At 74.1% G+C, this 15,347-nt stretch carries 20 protein-coding genes; 14 read left to right on the top strand and 6 right to left on the bottom strand.

Translation table 11 applies throughout. From position 1 onward, the window contains the following. The first annotated feature begins 15 nt into the window (after positions 1-15). Genes ACQBJO_RS11170 through ACQBJO_RS11195 form a run of 6 tightly spaced genes read left to right on the top strand, consistent with a single transcriptional unit; the run spans position 16 to position 4,167 of the window. Positions 16-294: a hypothetical protein gene (locus ACQBJO_RS11170; protein WP_421007361.1), complete on the top strand. Its 279-nt coding sequence runs from the start codon at positions 16-18 to the stop codon at positions 292-294. 13 nt (positions 295-307) lie between these two features. Beyond that, a complete protein-coding gene (locus tag ACQBJO_RS11175; protein ID WP_421007362.1) occupies positions 308-712 on the top strand; it encodes a globin in 405 nt (134 codons plus the stop codon). After that, positions 709-2,412, top strand: coding sequence for a glycoside hydrolase family 13 protein (locus ACQBJO_RS11180; RefSeq protein WP_421007363.1), 1,704 nt, complete (start codon positions 709-711; stop codon positions 2,410-2,412). The genes ACQBJO_RS11175 and ACQBJO_RS11180 overlap by 4 nt, the downstream gene beginning before the upstream one ends. Beyond that, on the top strand, positions 2,412-2,963 hold the full coding sequence (locus tag ACQBJO_RS11185) for a dienelactone hydrolase family protein (protein WP_421007364.1): 552 nt from the start codon (positions 2,412-2,414) through the stop codon (positions 2,961-2,963). The genes ACQBJO_RS11180 and ACQBJO_RS11185 overlap by 1 nt, the downstream gene beginning before the upstream one ends. 39 nt (positions 2,964-3,002) lie before the next feature. Then, complete coding sequence (locus ACQBJO_RS11190; RefSeq protein WP_421007365.1) at positions 3,003-3,347, top strand: VOC family protein; 345 nt, start codon at positions 3,003-3,005, stop codon at positions 3,345-3,347. 22 nt (positions 3,348-3,369) lie between these two features. Next, positions 3,370-4,167, top strand: a complete 798-nt coding sequence (locus ACQBJO_RS11195; protein ID WP_421007366.1) for a glycerophosphodiester phosphodiesterase — start codon at positions 3,370-3,372, stop codon at positions 4,165-4,167. 10 nt (positions 4,168-4,177) lie between these two features. Here ACQBJO_RS11195 and ACQBJO_RS11200 read toward each other — a convergent pair whose 3' ends face one another. Genes ACQBJO_RS11200 through ACQBJO_RS11210 form a run of 3 tightly spaced genes read right to left on the bottom strand, consistent with a single transcriptional unit; the run spans position 4,178 to position 6,071 of the window. After that, entirely contained in the window at positions 4,178-4,972 is a 795-nt protein-coding gene (locus ACQBJO_RS11200; RefSeq protein WP_421007367.1) for an inositol monophosphatase family protein, read from the bottom strand. A 17-nt stretch (positions 4,973-4,989) separates the two neighbouring features. After that, entirely contained in the window at positions 4,990-5,619 is a 630-nt protein-coding gene (locus ACQBJO_RS11205) for a hypothetical protein (RefSeq protein ID WP_421007368.1), read from the bottom strand. Next, positions 5,616-6,071 carry an acyl-CoA thioesterase gene (locus ACQBJO_RS11210; RefSeq protein WP_421007369.1) on the bottom strand — a complete coding sequence of 152 codons (456 nt, stop codon included), beginning with the start codon at positions 6,069-6,071 and terminating at the stop codon, positions 5,616-5,618. Before ACQBJO_RS11210 ends, ACQBJO_RS11205 begins: the two co-directional genes overlap by 4 nt. 87 nt (positions 6,072-6,158) lie before the next feature. On the opposite strand from ACQBJO_RS11210, the gene ACQBJO_RS11215 reads away from it, so the two are divergent. The 8 genes from ACQBJO_RS11215 to ACQBJO_RS11250 are packed head-to-tail and all read left to right on the top strand — an operon-like array spanning position 6,159 to position 13,366. Beyond that, complete coding sequence (locus ACQBJO_RS11215; protein ID WP_421007370.1) at positions 6,159-8,276, top strand: RecQ family ATP-dependent DNA helicase; 2,118 nt, start codon at positions 6,159-6,161, stop codon at positions 8,274-8,276. Between the two features lie 36 nt (positions 8,277-8,312). After that, entirely contained in the window at positions 8,313-9,281 is a 969-nt protein-coding gene (locus ACQBJO_RS11220; protein WP_255183889.1) for an acyl-CoA thioesterase, read from the top strand. 18 nt (positions 9,282-9,299) lie between these two features. After that, entirely contained in the window at positions 9,300-10,469 is a 1,170-nt protein-coding gene (locus ACQBJO_RS11225; protein WP_421007371.1) for a ThiF family adenylyltransferase, read from the top strand. Next, on the top strand, positions 10,466-11,695 hold the full coding sequence (locus ACQBJO_RS11230) for a molybdopterin molybdotransferase MoeA (protein WP_421007372.1): 1,230 nt from the start codon (positions 10,466-10,468) through the stop codon (positions 11,693-11,695). Before ACQBJO_RS11225 ends, ACQBJO_RS11230 begins: the two co-directional genes overlap by 4 nt. Then, positions 11,696-12,175, top strand: coding sequence for a cyclic pyranopterin monophosphate synthase MoaC (gene moaC / locus ACQBJO_RS11235; protein ID WP_421007373.1), 480 nt, complete (start codon positions 11,696-11,698; stop codon positions 12,173-12,175). Further along, positions 12,172-12,831 (top strand): molybdenum cofactor guanylyltransferase, encoded by a 660-nt coding sequence (mobA, locus tag ACQBJO_RS11240; protein WP_421007374.1) that lies wholly within the window; start codon positions 12,172-12,174, stop codon positions 12,829-12,831. The genes moaC and mobA overlap by 4 nt, the downstream gene beginning before the upstream one ends. Then, positions 12,828-13,124, top strand: a complete 297-nt coding sequence (locus ACQBJO_RS11245; RefSeq protein ID WP_421007375.1) for a DUF6457 domain-containing protein — start codon at positions 12,828-12,830, stop codon at positions 13,122-13,124. Before mobA ends, ACQBJO_RS11245 begins: the two co-directional genes overlap by 4 nt. After that, entirely contained in the window at positions 13,121-13,366 is a 246-nt protein-coding gene (locus ACQBJO_RS11250; protein WP_255183894.1) for a MoaD/ThiS family protein, read from the top strand. Before ACQBJO_RS11245 ends, ACQBJO_RS11250 begins: the two co-directional genes overlap by 4 nt. A 23-nt stretch (positions 13,367-13,389) precedes the next feature. Here the strand turns inward: ACQBJO_RS11250 and moaA are convergent, their stop codons facing one another. Genes moaA through ACQBJO_RS11265 form a run of 3 tightly spaced genes read right to left on the bottom strand, consistent with a single transcriptional unit; the run spans position 13,390 to position 15,310 of the window. Beyond that, a complete protein-coding gene (gene moaA / locus ACQBJO_RS11255; RefSeq protein ID WP_421007629.1) occupies positions 13,390-14,391 on the bottom strand; it encodes a GTP 3',8-cyclase MoaA in 1,002 nt (333 codons plus the stop codon). Beyond that, a complete protein-coding gene (locus ACQBJO_RS11260; protein WP_255183895.1) occupies positions 14,388-14,822 on the bottom strand; it encodes a molybdenum cofactor biosynthesis protein MoaE in 435 nt (144 codons plus the stop codon). The genes moaA and ACQBJO_RS11260 overlap by 4 nt, the downstream gene beginning before the upstream one ends. Next, on the bottom strand, positions 14,822-15,310 hold the full coding sequence (locus tag ACQBJO_RS11265; protein ID WP_421007376.1) for a MogA/MoaB family molybdenum cofactor biosynthesis protein: 489 nt from the start codon (positions 15,308-15,310) through the stop codon (positions 14,822-14,824). Before ACQBJO_RS11265 ends, ACQBJO_RS11260 begins: the two co-directional genes overlap by 1 nt. Positions 15,311-15,347 lie beyond the last annotated feature (37 nt).

The raw sequence follows: 15,347 nt of genomic DNA on the forward strand, positions 1-15,347 counted from the left end.
CGAAGGGGGAAGGTCATGACCGCGTGCTACTCGTGCGGGCGCACCATCAAGGGCACGGTCCACCGCTCGACGATCGGCAAGCCGGCCTGCCGGGGGTGCAGCAACCTGCAGATGGGTGCAGTCGTCGGCGGCGCCACCGGCGCCTCGACCGGGGAGACGCTCGGCCTCATCCACATCCTCAACTCGTGGCGCACCGGCACGAGGAAGAGCACGGCCCGCGACGAGGCCGACACCCGGCCGCTCGTCGAGATGCCGTGGAAGCGTCCCCGTCGCAAGGACGAGGGCGACGCCTGACACACTGACGGGCATGTTCGCCCAGCCCGGAGACAGCTTCTACGAGCAGGTCGGGGGGCACGAGACCTTCGTGCGCCTCGTGCGTGCCTTCTACGAGGGCGTCGCGCAGGACGCGCCGCTTCGCGCGCTCTACCCCGAGGAGGACCTCGGCCCCGCCGAGGTGCGACTGCGGATGTTCCTCGAGCAGTACTTCGGCGGCCCGGGCACGTACAGCCAGGAGCGTGGTCACCCACGCCTGCGGATGCGGCACGTGCCCTATGCCGTGACCCCCGACATGCGCGACCGGTGGATGCGGCACATGCTCGCCGCGATGGACACGCTCGAGCTGCCCGAGTCGCACGACGCGGCGATGCGCGACTACTTCCGCCGGGCGGCGGACATGCTGATCAACGCCGACGACGAGGGGCAGCGCCTGTGACGACCGGACCGACCCCCTTCGCCCGCACCGTCGGGCTGCACGTCGCCGACCCGGCGGACGCCCCGTGGTGGCGCGATGCCGTCATCTACCAGGTGTACCCGCGCTCGTGGGCCGACGCCTCGGGCGACGGCGTCGGGGACCTGCCGGGCATCACCTCGCGGCTGGAGCACCTGCGCGACCTCGGCGTCGACGCCGTATGGCTCTCGCCCTTCTACCGCTCGCCGCAGCGCGACGCCGGTTACGACGTCGCCGACCACCGTGACGTCGACCCGCTCTTCGGGACCCTCGACGACGCCGACGCCATGATCGCCCGGGCCCACGAGCTCGGCCTGCGCGTCGTCGTCGACCTCGTGCCCAACCACACCTCCTCCGACCACCCGTGGTTCCAGGCGGCACTGGGCTCCGGGCCGGGCAGCCCCGAGCGCGAGCGCTACGTCTTCCGTGACGGCCTCGGCGATGACGGGTCGCAGCCGCCGACCGACTGGCTGGCCAACTTCGGGGGCGGCGCCTGGACGCGTGTCACCGAGCCCGATGGCACGCCCGGACAGTGGTACCTCCACCTCTTCGACCCGAGCCAGCCGGACCTCAACTGGACCAACCCGCAGGTGCGCCAGGACTTCGAGACGACGCTGCGCTTCTGGCTCGACCGGGGGGTCGACGGATTCCGCGTCGACGTCGCCCACGGGCTGGTCAAGGACCCGACCTTCCCGCCCTTCGGCAAGCACCCGGGCGGGCTCATGGAGGTGACCCACGAGGCGCCCTACTGGGACCAGGACGGCGTCCACGAGATCTACCGCGCGTGGCGCGAGCTGCTCGACTCCTACGGCGAGCCCGCCCGCATCATGTGCGCCGAGGCATGGGTCGCGCCGGCGGATCGGGCCGCCCGCTACGTGCGTCCCGACGAGTTCCACCAGGCCTTCAACTTCGACTTCCTCGAGACGACCTGGCGGGCGGCCGACCTGCGCACGGTCGTGCGTCGCTCGCTCGAGGCCAACGACTCGGTCGGCGCGCCGTCGACGTGGGTGCTCAGCAACCACGACGTGCTGCGCCACGCCAGCCGCTTCGGCCTGCCCGTCGGCCAGCCGCGGCCCAACGGCATCGGCGCCGACGACCCGCAGCCGGACGCCGAGGTGGGGCTGCGCCGGGCGCGGGCCGCCACGACGCTCATGCTCGCGCTGCCCGGTGGCGCCTACGTCTACCAGGGCGAGGAGCTCGGGCTGCCGGAACACACGAGCCTGCCCGACGAGGTGCGCCAGGACCCGACCTTCGCCCGCACCGGAGGACTCGAGCTGGGCCGTGACGGGTGCCGTGTGCCGATGGCTTGGGAGCAGGGGGCACCGGCCCTGGGTTTCTCCCCCACCGGCGCCGCGTGGCTGCCGCAGCCGCCCGCCTACTCCGGCCTCGCCGTCGACGCGCAGACGGGCGTCAAGGGGTCGACCCTCGAGCTCTACCGCTCGCTGCTCGCGCTGCGGCGCGAGCGCCGGCTCGGGCTCGCCGGACTCGAGGAGGTCGAGGGCCTGGGCGATGACGTCGTGGGCTACGTCGCGACCTCACCCGACGGCACGCGCACCCTCGTCGTGGCCAACCTCGGCACCGAGCCGGTGACGCTGCCCGAGGGTGCCAGGCTGTTGGTGGCATCCGGTGACCTCGTCGACGGCCGAGTGCCGACGGACACCGCGGTGTGGGCGGACCTGGGCTGATGGCCCACGTCCTGCTGCTCCACTCCGCGCTCGGGCTGCGGCCGGGGGTGCACACCTTCGCCGACCGGTTGCGCGAGCTCGGGCACGAGGTCGTCGTGCCCGACTACTACGAGGGGCACGTCTTCGAGCAGGAGGTCCCCGGCATCGCGCACCGCGACGCCCACCCCGAGTACTTCGAGGCGGTCCGCGAGCTCGCGGCGCAGATGCCGCCGGAGACGGCCCTGATCGGCATGTCGCTCGGGTCCTTCTTCGCCCAGCGGCTGGCCGCGCGCAGGCCCCGCGCCCGGGCGGCGATCCTCATGCACTCGGTCGCCGCGCCCCGCCACGACTGGTCGGGCGTACCCGTCCAGGTCCACCGGCACGAGGACGACCCGTGGATCGCCCCGGGTGACGTCGTCGTGCTCGGCGCCGCGGTCGAGGCGAGCGGGGCCCCCTTCGAGGACCACGTGACGCCCGGTCGCGGGCACCTCTTCGCCGACCCCGACCTGCCCGGCTACGACGAGGCGGCGACCGGCGCGACGGTCGAACGGATCGACGGCTTCCTCCGCTGAGGCCCGATCGCTGTCGGAGGCCGTCGCTACGGTCGGTGCATGACCCTCACGCTCGGCATGATCACGACCGACACGACCGACGCCACCGCCCTGGCCGACTGGTGGGCGGAGCAGACCGGCGGCGAGGTCCTCGAGACCAACGACGGCTGGTTCGTCACCGTGCAGCTGCCCGGCGGGCCGCTGCTCGCCTTCCAGCGGGTCGACGACCCGACACCCGGCAAGAACCGGCTGCACCTCGACCTCGGTGCGCCCGACCTCGATGCCGAGGTCGAGCGGCTCACCGGCGTGGGCGCAACGGTCGTCGCGCAGCGGCAGATGGGCGACTTCCGCTGGGTGACGATGGCCGACCCGGACGGCAACGAGTTCTGCGTCGCCAACCACTGACGGGCGCGCGTACGGTGAGCGGGTGAGGCCCGCGCGCGACTACGCATACTTCAGCGACGAGACCCCCATCGCCCTCGCCCACCGGGGCGGGTCGACCTTCGAGCCCAACCTCGGTCGTGAGAACACCGTCCACGCCTTCCACCAGGCGGTCGACATGGGCTACCGCTACCTCGAGACCGACGTGCACGCGACGGCCGACGGTCGGCTCGTCGCCTTCCACGACGAGGTCCTCGACCGGGTGACGGACGCGCAGGGAGCCATCGCCGGGCTGCCGTGGGCGCAGGTGTCGCAGGCGCGGATCCACGGGATCGACGCCGTGCCCCTGATGGACGAGCTCTTCGAGACCTTCCCCGAGGCGCGCTTCAACATCGACGTCAAGGCCGACGGCGCGGTCGTCCCGCTCGTCGAGGCGATCCGACGACACGACGCCGTCGAGCGGGTGTGCATCGGGTCCTTCAGCGACGCGCGGCTGCGTCGGGTGCGCCGCGCGCTCGGCCCCGACCTCGCGACGTCTGCCGGCCCGGTCGGCGTCGCCTCGCTCCGGCTGCTCCCGAGGGTGTTCTCCCGGCTCGTCCACTCCCCCGCCCAGGCGCTGCAGATCCCTGTCACCCACGCCGTCGGGCCGAGGTCGGTGACGGTCGTCGTGCCCCGGCTGGTCGAGGTGGCGCACCGGCTGGGCAAGCAGGTGCACGTGTGGACGATCGACGACGCCGACGAGATGCATCGCCTGCTCGACCTCGGCGTCGACGGCATCGTCACCGACCGGATCGACACCCTGCGGGACGTGCTCGCGGAGCGGGGTCACCCCCTTCGCCCGTAGTCGCGGCAGGTCAGGACTGCAGCGCGGCGAGGACCTGCTCGACGGCGGTGGGACGCCCGGCGACGCTCCACACGTGCCCACGGACCTGGACCTGCTCGGCCCGGCCGCCGACGGCCGTGACGAGCGCGGCGCCGGGCAGCCAGTCCCACTCGGGCACCGCCTGCTGGGCCCAGACGCCGATGCGGCCGGCGGCGACCGCGGCGAGGTCGCACGAGCCGGAGCCGAACATGCGGACCGTCGCCGCGCCCTCGATCGCGGCCAGCCAGGGCTCGCGCAGCGTGGCGTCGGGCAGGCGCGCGGGGTGGAGATAGGTCGCCATGGCGACCTCGGCCAGGGGCAGGTCGGCGAGTTCGCCGACGGGTGAGCCGTTGAGCGCCGTCGGCAGGTCGCGACCACCGAGCCACGCCTCGTCGACGGCAGGTTGGTGCACGGCCCCGAGAGCCAGCCCGGCGTGGTCGCGCAGCGCGAGCGCGCTGCACCAGGTGCCCAGGCCGGAGAGGAAGTTGTAGGTCCCGTCGACGGGGTCGATGACCCACGTGCGACCGGAGCGGCTCTCGGCCTCGGCCCCCTCCTCGCCGACGATCCCGTCGTCGGGACGCAGCCGGGCCAGCGTGCCGGCGACGAGCTCCTCGGCGGCGTGGTCGGCCGCCGTGACGACATCGGAGATCGACGTCTTGTGCTGTGCCTGCAGCCCCTCGGTGCGCATGCGCGCGGCGAGCCGCGCCGCGTCACGGGCCAGCGCTGCGGCCAGCGCGGCGTCGTCGAGGTCGGTGAGGTGGTCGAGTTCAGTGAGATGGTCGTCCACGCGCCCCACACTATGCGTCAGCGGGTGAGCACGAAGCCGCGGTCGGTCGCCACCCGCGTCCACGGCCCGATCGTGTGCACCTGAGCCTGCACGCCGGCCTCCGGCCGCAGGAAGCCCAGTGCGTGCAGGCCGAAGGCGGTGCCCGCCGGGACCGGCGGGACGGTGGCGGTCGACCTGCCCCACACCCGCGAGCGCAGGTCGCCGACGGCTGACGCACCGGAGCCTTCCGGAGCCCCCTGGGCGACCTCGGCGATCCCCTCCCGGGCGACGGCCAGCAGGTCGGTGTCGGCGACGAGCCCGACGGGCTCCCAGCCCGAGCGGGGCGGGGTGAGCGCACGCCAGGTCGGCTGCGAGGTGACCGGCGGCGCCTCGAGCTGGGTCCTGCCCCGGGCGAGGCGATCGGTCACGGCAGCGATGGGGACGCAGGTGTCCCACGTGGCCGGCTCCGCCAGGGCGCAGGTCCGCAGGCCGAGGACGAGGCCGCTGCTGCCGAGCCCGCGGCCCGGCAGCACGCAGGTCCAGGCGGCGAGGACGGACCCGACCGCCTGGAGCCGGACGTCGCCCTCGTCGTCGAGGCGCTTGGCCCGGGTCAGATAGGTCGCGAGGTCGGCCGCGGTCTGCTCGTCGGCGAGGCGAAGGGGGGTCATCGCCGGCGCCGCATCGGCACCGGGTCGCCGAGCCCCGCGCGCAGCGCGTCGCGCTCCTCGTCGGTGAGTCGACGGGCGCTCTGCGCCGCGACGTCGAACGCGACGAGCGTCGACTCCGCGCGGGCGAAGACGGCCTCCTCGTCGCGGATCGTGTAGCCCATGTCCCAGCTGGCACCGCCGAGCGAGGTCACCCACATGTCGACCAGGATCGGCTCCGGGCGGTAGACGAGCTGCTCGAGGAACTCGATCTCCTGCCGGGCGAGGAGCACGCCCGAGCGGAGCATGCTGTCGCCGCCGCTGGAGTGGAACCACTCGCCGAAGGCCCGGATGCGAGCCTCCTCGAGCAGCCGGTGGTACTGCACGTTGTTGACGTGGCCGTAGGCGTCCATGTCGCCCCAGCGGAGGGAGATCTCGGCCGTGAAGGCCCGCGGCTCGATGGTCTCGCTCGTCATGTCCACATCCTCGCACCGGCAGGGGCGCTCGTCCCCAGCCGTCCCGACGCTCGGGCGTCGTCGGACCGCTCGCCTACGGTGGAGGCCATGACCACCTCACCCGCCAGCACCCTGGCCGCCGACGCCACCGCCGTCCTGCGCCGCCTCGTCGGCCGTGACGACGTCGACTTCCGCGACGGGCAGCTCGAGGCGATCGAGGCGCTCGTCGGGGAGGGGCGCCGCGTGCTCGTCGTGCAGCGCACCGGGTGGGGCAAGTCGGCCGTCTACTTCGTCGCCTCCCGGCTCCAGCGGGCGCGGGGCGCCGGGCCGGCGCTCATCGTCTCGCCTCTGCTCGCGCTCATGCGTGACCAGATCGCCGCGGCCGAGCGGGCCGGCGTGCGCGCGGTGTCGATGAACTCCGCCAACGCGCAGGAGTGGGACGACGTTCGCGGGCGGCTGGCCCGCGACGAGGTCGACGTCCTGCTCGTGAGCCCGGAGCGGCTCAACAACCCACGGTTTCGGGCCGAGCAGCTGCCCGACCTCACCCGCCGGTGCGGCCTGCTCGTCGTCGACGAGGCGCACTGCGTGAGCGACTGGGGCCACGACTTCCGGCCCGACTACCGCCGGATCAAGGACCTGCTCGGCGAGCTGCCGCAGGGCACGCCGGTGCTCGCGACGACCGCCACGGCCAACGAGCGCGTCGTCCACGACGTCGCCGAGCAGCTCGCCGCCGGCGCCGAGAGCGAGGTGCTGACCGTCCGGGGCCCGCTCGCGCGCGACAGCCTGCGGCTGGCCGTGCTCCCCCGGGCCGGCATGGACCACCACCTCGCCTGGCTCGCGACCCATCTGGGGCAGCTCGAGGGCAGCGGCATCGTCTACACCCTCACAGTGAGCGCGGCCGAGGACGTCGCAGCCGCGCTGCAGTCCGCGGGCCACGAGGTCGCCGCCTACACCGGCCGCTCAGACACGGAGGAGCGGGCGGCGATGGAGGAAGCGCTGCGCCACAACCGGGTCAAGGCCCTCGTGGCGACGAGCGCGCTGGGCATGGGCTTCGACAAGCCGGACCTCGGCTTCGTCGTCCACCTCGGGGCGCCCTCCTCTCCCGTCGCCTACTACCAGCAGGTCGGTCGTGCGGGCCGCGCCACGGAGCGGGCCGACGTGGTCCTGCTGCCCGGGCACGACGACGTGTCGATCTGGAAGCACTTCGCCTCCGCGTCCATGCCCCGCGAGGACCAGGCCGCGGCCGTCATCACCGCGCTCGCCGAGGCCGGGCGTCCCCTGTCGACGGCCGCCCTCGAGACGATCGTCGACATCCGGCGCACCCGGCTGGAGCTGCTGCTCAAGGTGCTCGACGTCGACGGCGCCGTCCAGCGGGTGAGCGGCGGCTGGATCGGCACCGGGCAGCCGTGGGTCTACGACGCGGAGCGCTACGAGCGGGTCGCCGCGGCGCGTGAGGCCGAGCAGCAGCACATGCTCGACTACATCTCGACCCCCGACTGCCGCATGGCCTTCCTCCAGCGCACCCTCGACGACCCGACCGCCCACGACTGCGGCCGCTGCGACCGCTGCGCGGGGGCGTGGATCGACGCCGAGGTCGCCGACGACGCGCTCGGCTCGGCGCGCTCCACGCTCGACCGCGCCGGTGTCGACCTCGACCCCCGCGCCCAGTGGCCGACCGGCATGGACCGGCTCGGCGTCCCGGTCAAGGGCAAGATCCCGCCCGCGGAGGCCATGCTCCAGGGCCGCGCCCTCGCCCGCGTCACCGACCTGGGCTGGGGCCCCCGGGTGCGTGAGCTCCTCGCGACCGACCAGCCGGTGCCTGAGGGTGCCGTGCGCGCCTGCGTCCGGGTGCTCGCCGAGTGGGGCTGGCAGACGCGCCCGGTCGGCATCGTCACGGTGCCCTCCCGCTCCCGTCCGACCCTCGTCACCTCGCTCGCCGAGCAGCTCGGCCAGATCGGGCGGCTGCCGGTGCTCGGCGCTCTCGACCTCGCCGAGGGCGGACCCGTCGGCGAGCCCGGGGGCAACTCCGCCTACCGCCTGAGCAATGTCTGGGAGCGGCTGGTCGTCGGCCCGGACCTCGCGGGGGCCCTGTCGTCCGTCGCGGGGCCGGTGCTGCTCGTCGACGACGTGGCCCACTCCCGGTGGACCCTCACCGTCGCCGCCCGGGCACTGCGCCGCGCCGGGGTCGACGAGGTCCTCCCCTTCGTCCTGGGTCTGGACGGCTGAGTAGGCTCACGACGTCCACCCCGAGCGAGGAGCAGCATGGCCGACGAGTCGATCGAGCACGCCCAGCGCGTTGCCCTGAGCACCGCCCTGTCCACGCTCGACCTCGAGGAGGTCGGCCACGCGACGATCCGCGTCGAGGGCCCTGAGGGGGTCGGCGAGCTCGGCGCCAGCTCGGCCGACGTCTACGAGGGTGAGAGCATCGCGATGCCGCACGGACGGGTCTTCGGCGGGCAGGTCCTCGCCCAGGCCCTCGTCGCGGCCGGCCGCACGGTCAACGACGAGCTGCCGCACCGCATGCCGCACTCGCTGCACGCCTACTTCATGCGTCCGGGCGACTCGAGCCTGCCGATCCGCTTCGCCGTCGAGCGGATGCGCGACGGGCGCTCCTTCTCGACCCGCCGGGTCCACGCGCTCCAGCACGGCCGTCCGATCCTGTCGATGACCGCGTCCTTCCAGGACCCCTCCGACGGTCTCGACCACCACCTGCCGATGCCCGACGTCCCCGGGCCCGACGAGCTGGTGTCGGTCTCGGACAAGTACGCCGGCGTCGATCACCCGCGGGCGAAGTACATCACCACGCGACCCGTCGACCACCGCTATGTCGACGGCGACATCCTCGCGGTCCCCGCGCCCGACCACGAGGGCCGCCAGCGGGTGTGGTTCCGCACCGTCGCCCAGCTGCCGCACGACCAGCTGACCCGCTGTGCGGTCCTGGCCTTCGCCTCCGACTACACGCCGATCGACGTGATGCTGCGGGCCCACGGGCTGTCCTGGACCCAGCCCGGCCTGACCCCGGCGACGATCGACCACACGATCTGGTTCCACCGCCCCGTCGACCCCGGCGAGTGGCTGCTCTACGAGCAGGAGTCGCCCTCCACGCGCTCCGGCCGCGGGCTCATGGTGGGCAAGGTCTACACCGAGACGGGTGTCCTCGTCGCGACGATCGCCCAGGAGGCGATGGTCCGCATCAAGCAGCGTCCCGGCGCCCAGACCGCTGGCCCGTGACAGGGTGACGGTCTCGGCATGACGCTCCCCCCGCTCGTCTCTCCCGGGCCGGCCCTCACGGCCGACCAGGTGGCCCGCTACTCGCGCCACCTGCTCATGCCTGCCATCGGCGAAGGGGGTCAACGTCGCCTCCTCGCCGCCCGCATCGCCGTCGTCGGCGCGGGGGGCCTGGGCTCCCCTTCGCTCCTCTACCTCGCCGCCGCGGGCGTCGGGTCGATCACCCTGATCGACGACGACGTCGTCGAGGAGTCCAACCTGCAGCGGCAGGTGCTGCACTCCGCCGACGACATCGGGCGGGCCAAGACCGACAGCGCCGTCGAGCGGCTGCGCGCGCTCAACCCCGACGTGGCGGTCACCCCGGTCGACCGGAGGCTCGACCCGACGAACGCCCGGGAGATCCTCGCCGGGCACGACCTCGTCCTCGACGGGAGCGACAGCTTCGACACGCGCTATGCCGTCGCTGACGCCTGCGACGCCCTCGGGCTGCCGCTCGTCTGGGCCGCGGTCTTGCGCACCGAGGCCCACGTCACCGTCTTCTGGACCGCGGCCCCCGAGGGCGTCCCCGCGCCGGGGCTGCGCGACCTCTTCCCCGTGCCGCCCGCACCCGGCAGCGTGCCCGCCTGCGGCGACGCCGGTGTGCTCGGCCCGCTCGTCGGGCAGATCGGCTCGATGATGGCGACGGAGGCGATCAAGCTCATCACCGGCTGCGGCGAGCCCCTGCTGGGACGGCTCCTCTTCGTGGACGTGCTCACCGCCACCCAGCGGGAGATCCCGCTCCTGCCCCGGCACGACCGCCCGCGCCGCGCCCCTGCGTCGTCGCCCACCGACGCCGCCACCGACGTCGAGGAGTCGACGCCCACCGACGTCGAGCACGTCTCCCCCGCCGAGCTGGCCGCTCGCCTCGCCGGGGGCGAGGCCCCCTTCGTCATCGACGTGCGCGACGCCCACGAGCTGGCCGAGGGCACTGTCGCCGGAGCCGTGCACATCCCGGTGGCCGACCTGCTCTCCGACCCCGCCTCGACCCGCGACGTCCCGAGCGACCGCGAGGTCGTGCTCGTCTGCCGTGCCGGTCCTCGCGCCCGGCTCGCCGCCGCTGCGCTGCGGGCGCGGGGGCACGAGGGCCTGCTCGTCCTCGATGGTGGGATGCTCACGTGGCCCGACCCCGTGCCGCACGAGGAGACGACATGACGACGCAGCGCCTGCTGCTCACCGTCGAGGAGTACCTCGACGAGCTGCTCACCGACCTGCTCGCCGGGGCGGGCCCCTTCGCGGAGATCGAGACGGTGCCCCTGGCCGAGGCCCTCGGCCGCGTGCTCGCCGAGCCGGTGACCGCGCGCGGTGACGTCCCGGCCTTCGCCAACTCCGCGATGGACGGCTATGCCGTGCGGCGCGCCGACCTGACGAGCCTGCCCGCCACGCTGCGGGTCGTCGGCGACGTGCCCGCCGGGTCGCCCGACGACCCGGCGATCGCCCCGGGCGAGTGCGTCCGGATCATGACCGGCGCCCCGCTGCCCACCGACGCCGACACCGTCGTGCCGGTCGAGCGGACCGACGCGGGCACGAGCTCGGTCCGCATCGACGAGGTCGGCGAGCGCGGGGCACACGTGCGCGGCGCCGGCGAGGACGTGCGCGGCGGTCAGACGATCGCCAGCGCCGGCACGACCGTCACCGCCCGCGTCCTCGGGTCGCTCGCGGCCGCCGGCGCCGGCTCGGTCCTCGTGCGGCGACGGCCGGTCGTCGCCGTCGCCGCGACCGGCGACGAGCTGGTCCCCCCCGGCGGTGAGCTCGCGCGCGGGCAGATCTTCGAGTCCAACGGCACCCACCTGACGGCCACCCTCACCGAGCTCGGTGCCGACGTGCGCGCCACGCAGGTGCTCACCGACGACGCCGAGGACTTCGTCGCCGGCCTCGACGCGCTCACCGAGGGGGCCGACCTCGTCCTGCTCACCGGCGGGGTGAGCGTCGGCGACTTCGACGTCTCGCGGATCGTCCTCGAGCGCGACGGCGGCGGCACCTTCCGCCACGTGCGGATGCAGCCCGGCAAGCCGCAGGGATGGGCCCGCTGGCGTGGCGTGCCGGTGCTGGCGCTGCCGGGCAACCCCATGAGCACGGCGATCAGCTTCGAGGTCTTCGGCCGGCCGCTCGTCGACCACCTGCTCGGTCGCACGCCGGTGGCCGGCCCGACCACGGCAGTCGCCGGGTCCGGCTGGCGCTCCCCCGCCGGCCGCCGTCAGCACGTGCCCGTGCACCTGACGAGCGACGAGACCGGTCGACTCGTCGCGACCCCGACCCACCGACGCGGCTCGGCATCACACCTGGTGACCTCGCTCGCCGGCGCCGACGCGCTGGCCGTCGTCGCCGAGGACACCGACACCGTCACGCCCGGCGACCTCCTCGAGATCAGGAGCCTGTAGATGGAGCACCCGCTGACCCACCTCGACGAGTCCGGCCGCGCCCGGATGGTCGACGTGACCGACAAGCAGCCGACCGTGCGCGCTGCCACCGCTGCCGGTCGCGTCGTCACCTCCCCCGAGACCGTCGCGCTGCTGCGGGACGGCGCCGTGCCGAAGGGGGACGTGCTCGCCGTCGCGCGCATCGCCGGCATCCAGGCGGCGAAGAAGACCCCCGAGCTGCTCCCTCTCGCGCACGTCATCGGCGTGCACGGCGCCGTCGTCGACTTGACGATCACCGACACCGGCGTCGACATCACCGCGACCGTGCGCACCGCCGACCGCACCGGCGTCGAGATGGAGGCCCTGACGAGCGTCAGCGTCGCCGCCCTCGCCGTCATCGACATGGTCAAGGGGCGCGATCGCAGCGCCCACGTCACCGACATCAGGCTGCTGGAGAAGACCGGCGGCCGCAGCGGCACCTGGACCCGGGAGGACTCATGAGCGACCCCACCCCCTTCGACGCCGTCATCCTCGCCGGCGGCACCGGCTCCCGTCTCGGCGGGGCGAGCAAGGCCGACCTCGAGCTCGACGGGCAGCGCCTGCTCGACCGGGTGCTCGTCGCGGTGGCCGATGCGCAGGATATCGCCGTCGTCGGTGACGTCGACGTGCCCGACGGGGTGCACCGCACCGTCGAGGACCCGCCGCGGGGCGGGCCGGTGGCCGGGCTCGCGGCCGGGCTGTCCGCGCTCGAGGCCGCCGGCTCGACGGCCGAGTGGACGCTGCTCGCCTCGTGCGACCTCGCCAACCCCCTCCCGGCACTCGGGCGGCTGCTCGCGGCGTGGTCCTTCGCGGTCCGCAGCGACGAGGTCACCACCGACGAGCACGACGGCTGGTGCCTCGCCGACGCCGACGACCGTCCCCAGTGGCTGCTCGGCATCCACCGCACGAGCGCGTTGCGCCAGGGGCTCGAGCGACTCGGCTCGCCGCGCGACCGGTCGCTGCGCGAGCTCTTCGCGGAGGCGACGCTCGTCACCCTGCCGGCGAGCCGCGACGACGTCGCCGACATCGACACCTGGGCCGAGCTGGCCCGGTGGGCCGAGCGGCTCGAGCACCCGCAGGAGCCCGCGTCGGAGCCCGGGCAGCAGGTGGAGCGATGAGCCCGCAGACCGAGGACCAGCAGGCGCAGCAGCGCTGGGCCGACTGGATCGAGCAGGCCTGTGCCGCACTGGGGCTCGACCCCGAGGCGGTCGACGTGCGCAGCATCCTCGACATGACGAAGACGATCGCCCACGGCTTCGAGCGCCCGATGGCGCCGGTCGGTGCCTACGTCCTCGGCCTCGCCGTGGGCCGCCTGCAGGAGCAGGGCCGCCCCGTCGACATCGACGCCCTGCGCACCACGCTCGAGGCGACCCTGCCGGGGGCCACCGACGAGCCGCAGGAGCACCGATGAGCCGGGCCACGATCCGCTACTTCGCCGGGGCGGCGGAGGCTGCCGGCACCGACGAGGAGCAGCTCGACGGAGCGACCATCGGCGAGGTGCTGGCCGCGGCTCGCCGCGCGCACGACGACCGCCTCGCCGAGGTCCTCGAGCGGTGCTCCGTGCTGCACGCGGGCCGCTACGTCGACGACGACGACACCCCCGTCACGGACGGCGCGACGATCGACGTGCTGCCGCCCTTCGCCGGGGGCTGATCGGGCCGGGGGCTGATGACGGCTCAGCCGCCGATGGCGCTCATCGGTCGCGGCGGCTGGAGGAATCCGGGCTCGTCGATGCCGTGCCCGGGGCGCTTGCCCTGCAGGCACTCGTGGACGAGCGCGTGGATCTCGGGCTCGCTCGCGCCCGCACGCAGCGGGCCGCGCAGATCGGTCTCGCCCCGCGCGAAGAGGCAGCTGCGCAGCTGCCCGTCGGCCGTCAGGCGAAGCCGGTCGCACGACCCGCAGAAGGGCATGGTCACCGACGCGATGACCCCCACCGTGGCCGGGCCGCCGTCGACGAGGAAGCGCTCGGCGGGCGCCGCGCCACGGCCGGGGACCTCCGTCAGGTCGAAGGCCGAGCGCAGGGACGCCAGGATCTCCTGGCCGGTGATCATCTCGGTGCGCTGCCAGGTGTGCCCGCCGTCGAGCGGCATCTGCTCGATGAAGCGCAGCTCGTAGCCGCGCTCGACCGCCCACCGGGTGAGGTCGACGGCCTCGTCGTCGTTGATCCCCCGCTGCAGCACGGAGTTGACCTTGACCGGCCGCAGCCCGGCGGCGTCCGCCGCGGCGAGCCCCTCGACGACGTCGTCGAAGCGGTCGCGACGGGTGATCTCGGCAAAGCGCTCCGGCTGGAGCGTGTCGAGGCTGATGTTGACCCGCGCCAGGCCGGCATCGGCCAGCGCGCCGGCGACCTTGGCCAGGCCCAGGCCGTTGGTCGTCATCGACACCTCGGGCTGGCCGCCCGGACCCTCCATCGCGCTGATCCCGGCGACGATGTCGACGACGTCGGGGCGCACGAGCGGCTCTCCACCCGTCAGGCGCACCTCGGTGATGCCGGCGTGGACGGCGGCCTCGACGAGGGTGAGCAGCTCTCGGGTGGTGAGCAGCTCGTCCTTGGGCAGCCAGGGCAGCCCCTCGGCGGGCATGCAGTAGGTGCAGCGCAGATTGCACTTGTCGGTCAGGGAGACCCGCAGGTCGCGGTGGACCCGGCCGTGGGTGTCGAGCAGCTCGCGCACCGTCAGCACCCCAACCCGGACCAGGCGTGGGAGCCGTCGGCCTCGAACTGCTGCTTCCACACCGGCAGCTCGTGCTTGATCGCCTCGACGACCGCACGGCAGAGCGTGAAGGTCAGGTCACGGTGGGCGCTGCCGACGGCGACGACGAGGGCGAGGTCACCGACGTCGAGGTCACCCACGCGATGCGTCGCCGCCACGTCCGCCTCGCCCGCGGGGTCGTGCTCGGCGACGGTCCGCGCGACGATCTGCTCGATGAGGGCGGGTGCGTCGGGGTGGCAGGTGTAGCGCAGCGCGACGACCCGGCCACTGGCCTCGGGGTCGTGGTCGCGCACCTGCCCGACGAAGCTCGTCACCGCGCCGTGCGTCGGGGCGTCGACCCGGGCGAGCAGGGCCGGCAGGTCGATGGGCTCGGCGGACACCCAGGCGGAGGCCGTCATCAGTGGTCACCGCCGGTCAGCTGGTCGAGGACGTGGTCGACGAGCGGGAGGAGGATCTCGAGGCCCTGGCGGACCCCCTTCGCGCTGCCGGGGAGGTTGACGACGAGGGCACCGGGCTGGTCGGGGGTGGCGTCGACGACCCCGACGAGACCCCGCGAGATCGCCGCGAAGGGGGTCTGCCGCGCCCCCTCGGCACGCAGCAGCTCGGCGAGCCCGGGCACCTCACGGTCCAGCACGGGGGCGGTCCCCTCCGGGGTGCGGTCCCGGGGCGTCACGCCGGTGCCACCCGTGGTGACGACGATGCGGTGACCCGCGGCGAGCGACGCACGCAGCACGGCCTCGACCTCGGCGGCACCGTCGGGGACGACGCTCGTCGTCACGTCGTGGCCCGAGGCCTCGAGCAGCTCGACGGCGGCAGGGCCCGACAGGTCCTCGCGCTCGCCCCGACTGACCCGGTCGGACACGGTGATGACGTGCGACGTGCTCACCGGGCTCCCTTCGTTGACGTGTCGTCCAGTCTCTCAA

This window comes from Janibacter zhangyanbonis, from assembly GCF_050507325.1.
In the GTDB taxonomy this organism is placed as follows: domain Bacteria; phylum Actinomycetota; class Actinomycetes; order Actinomycetales; family Dermatophilaceae; genus Janibacter.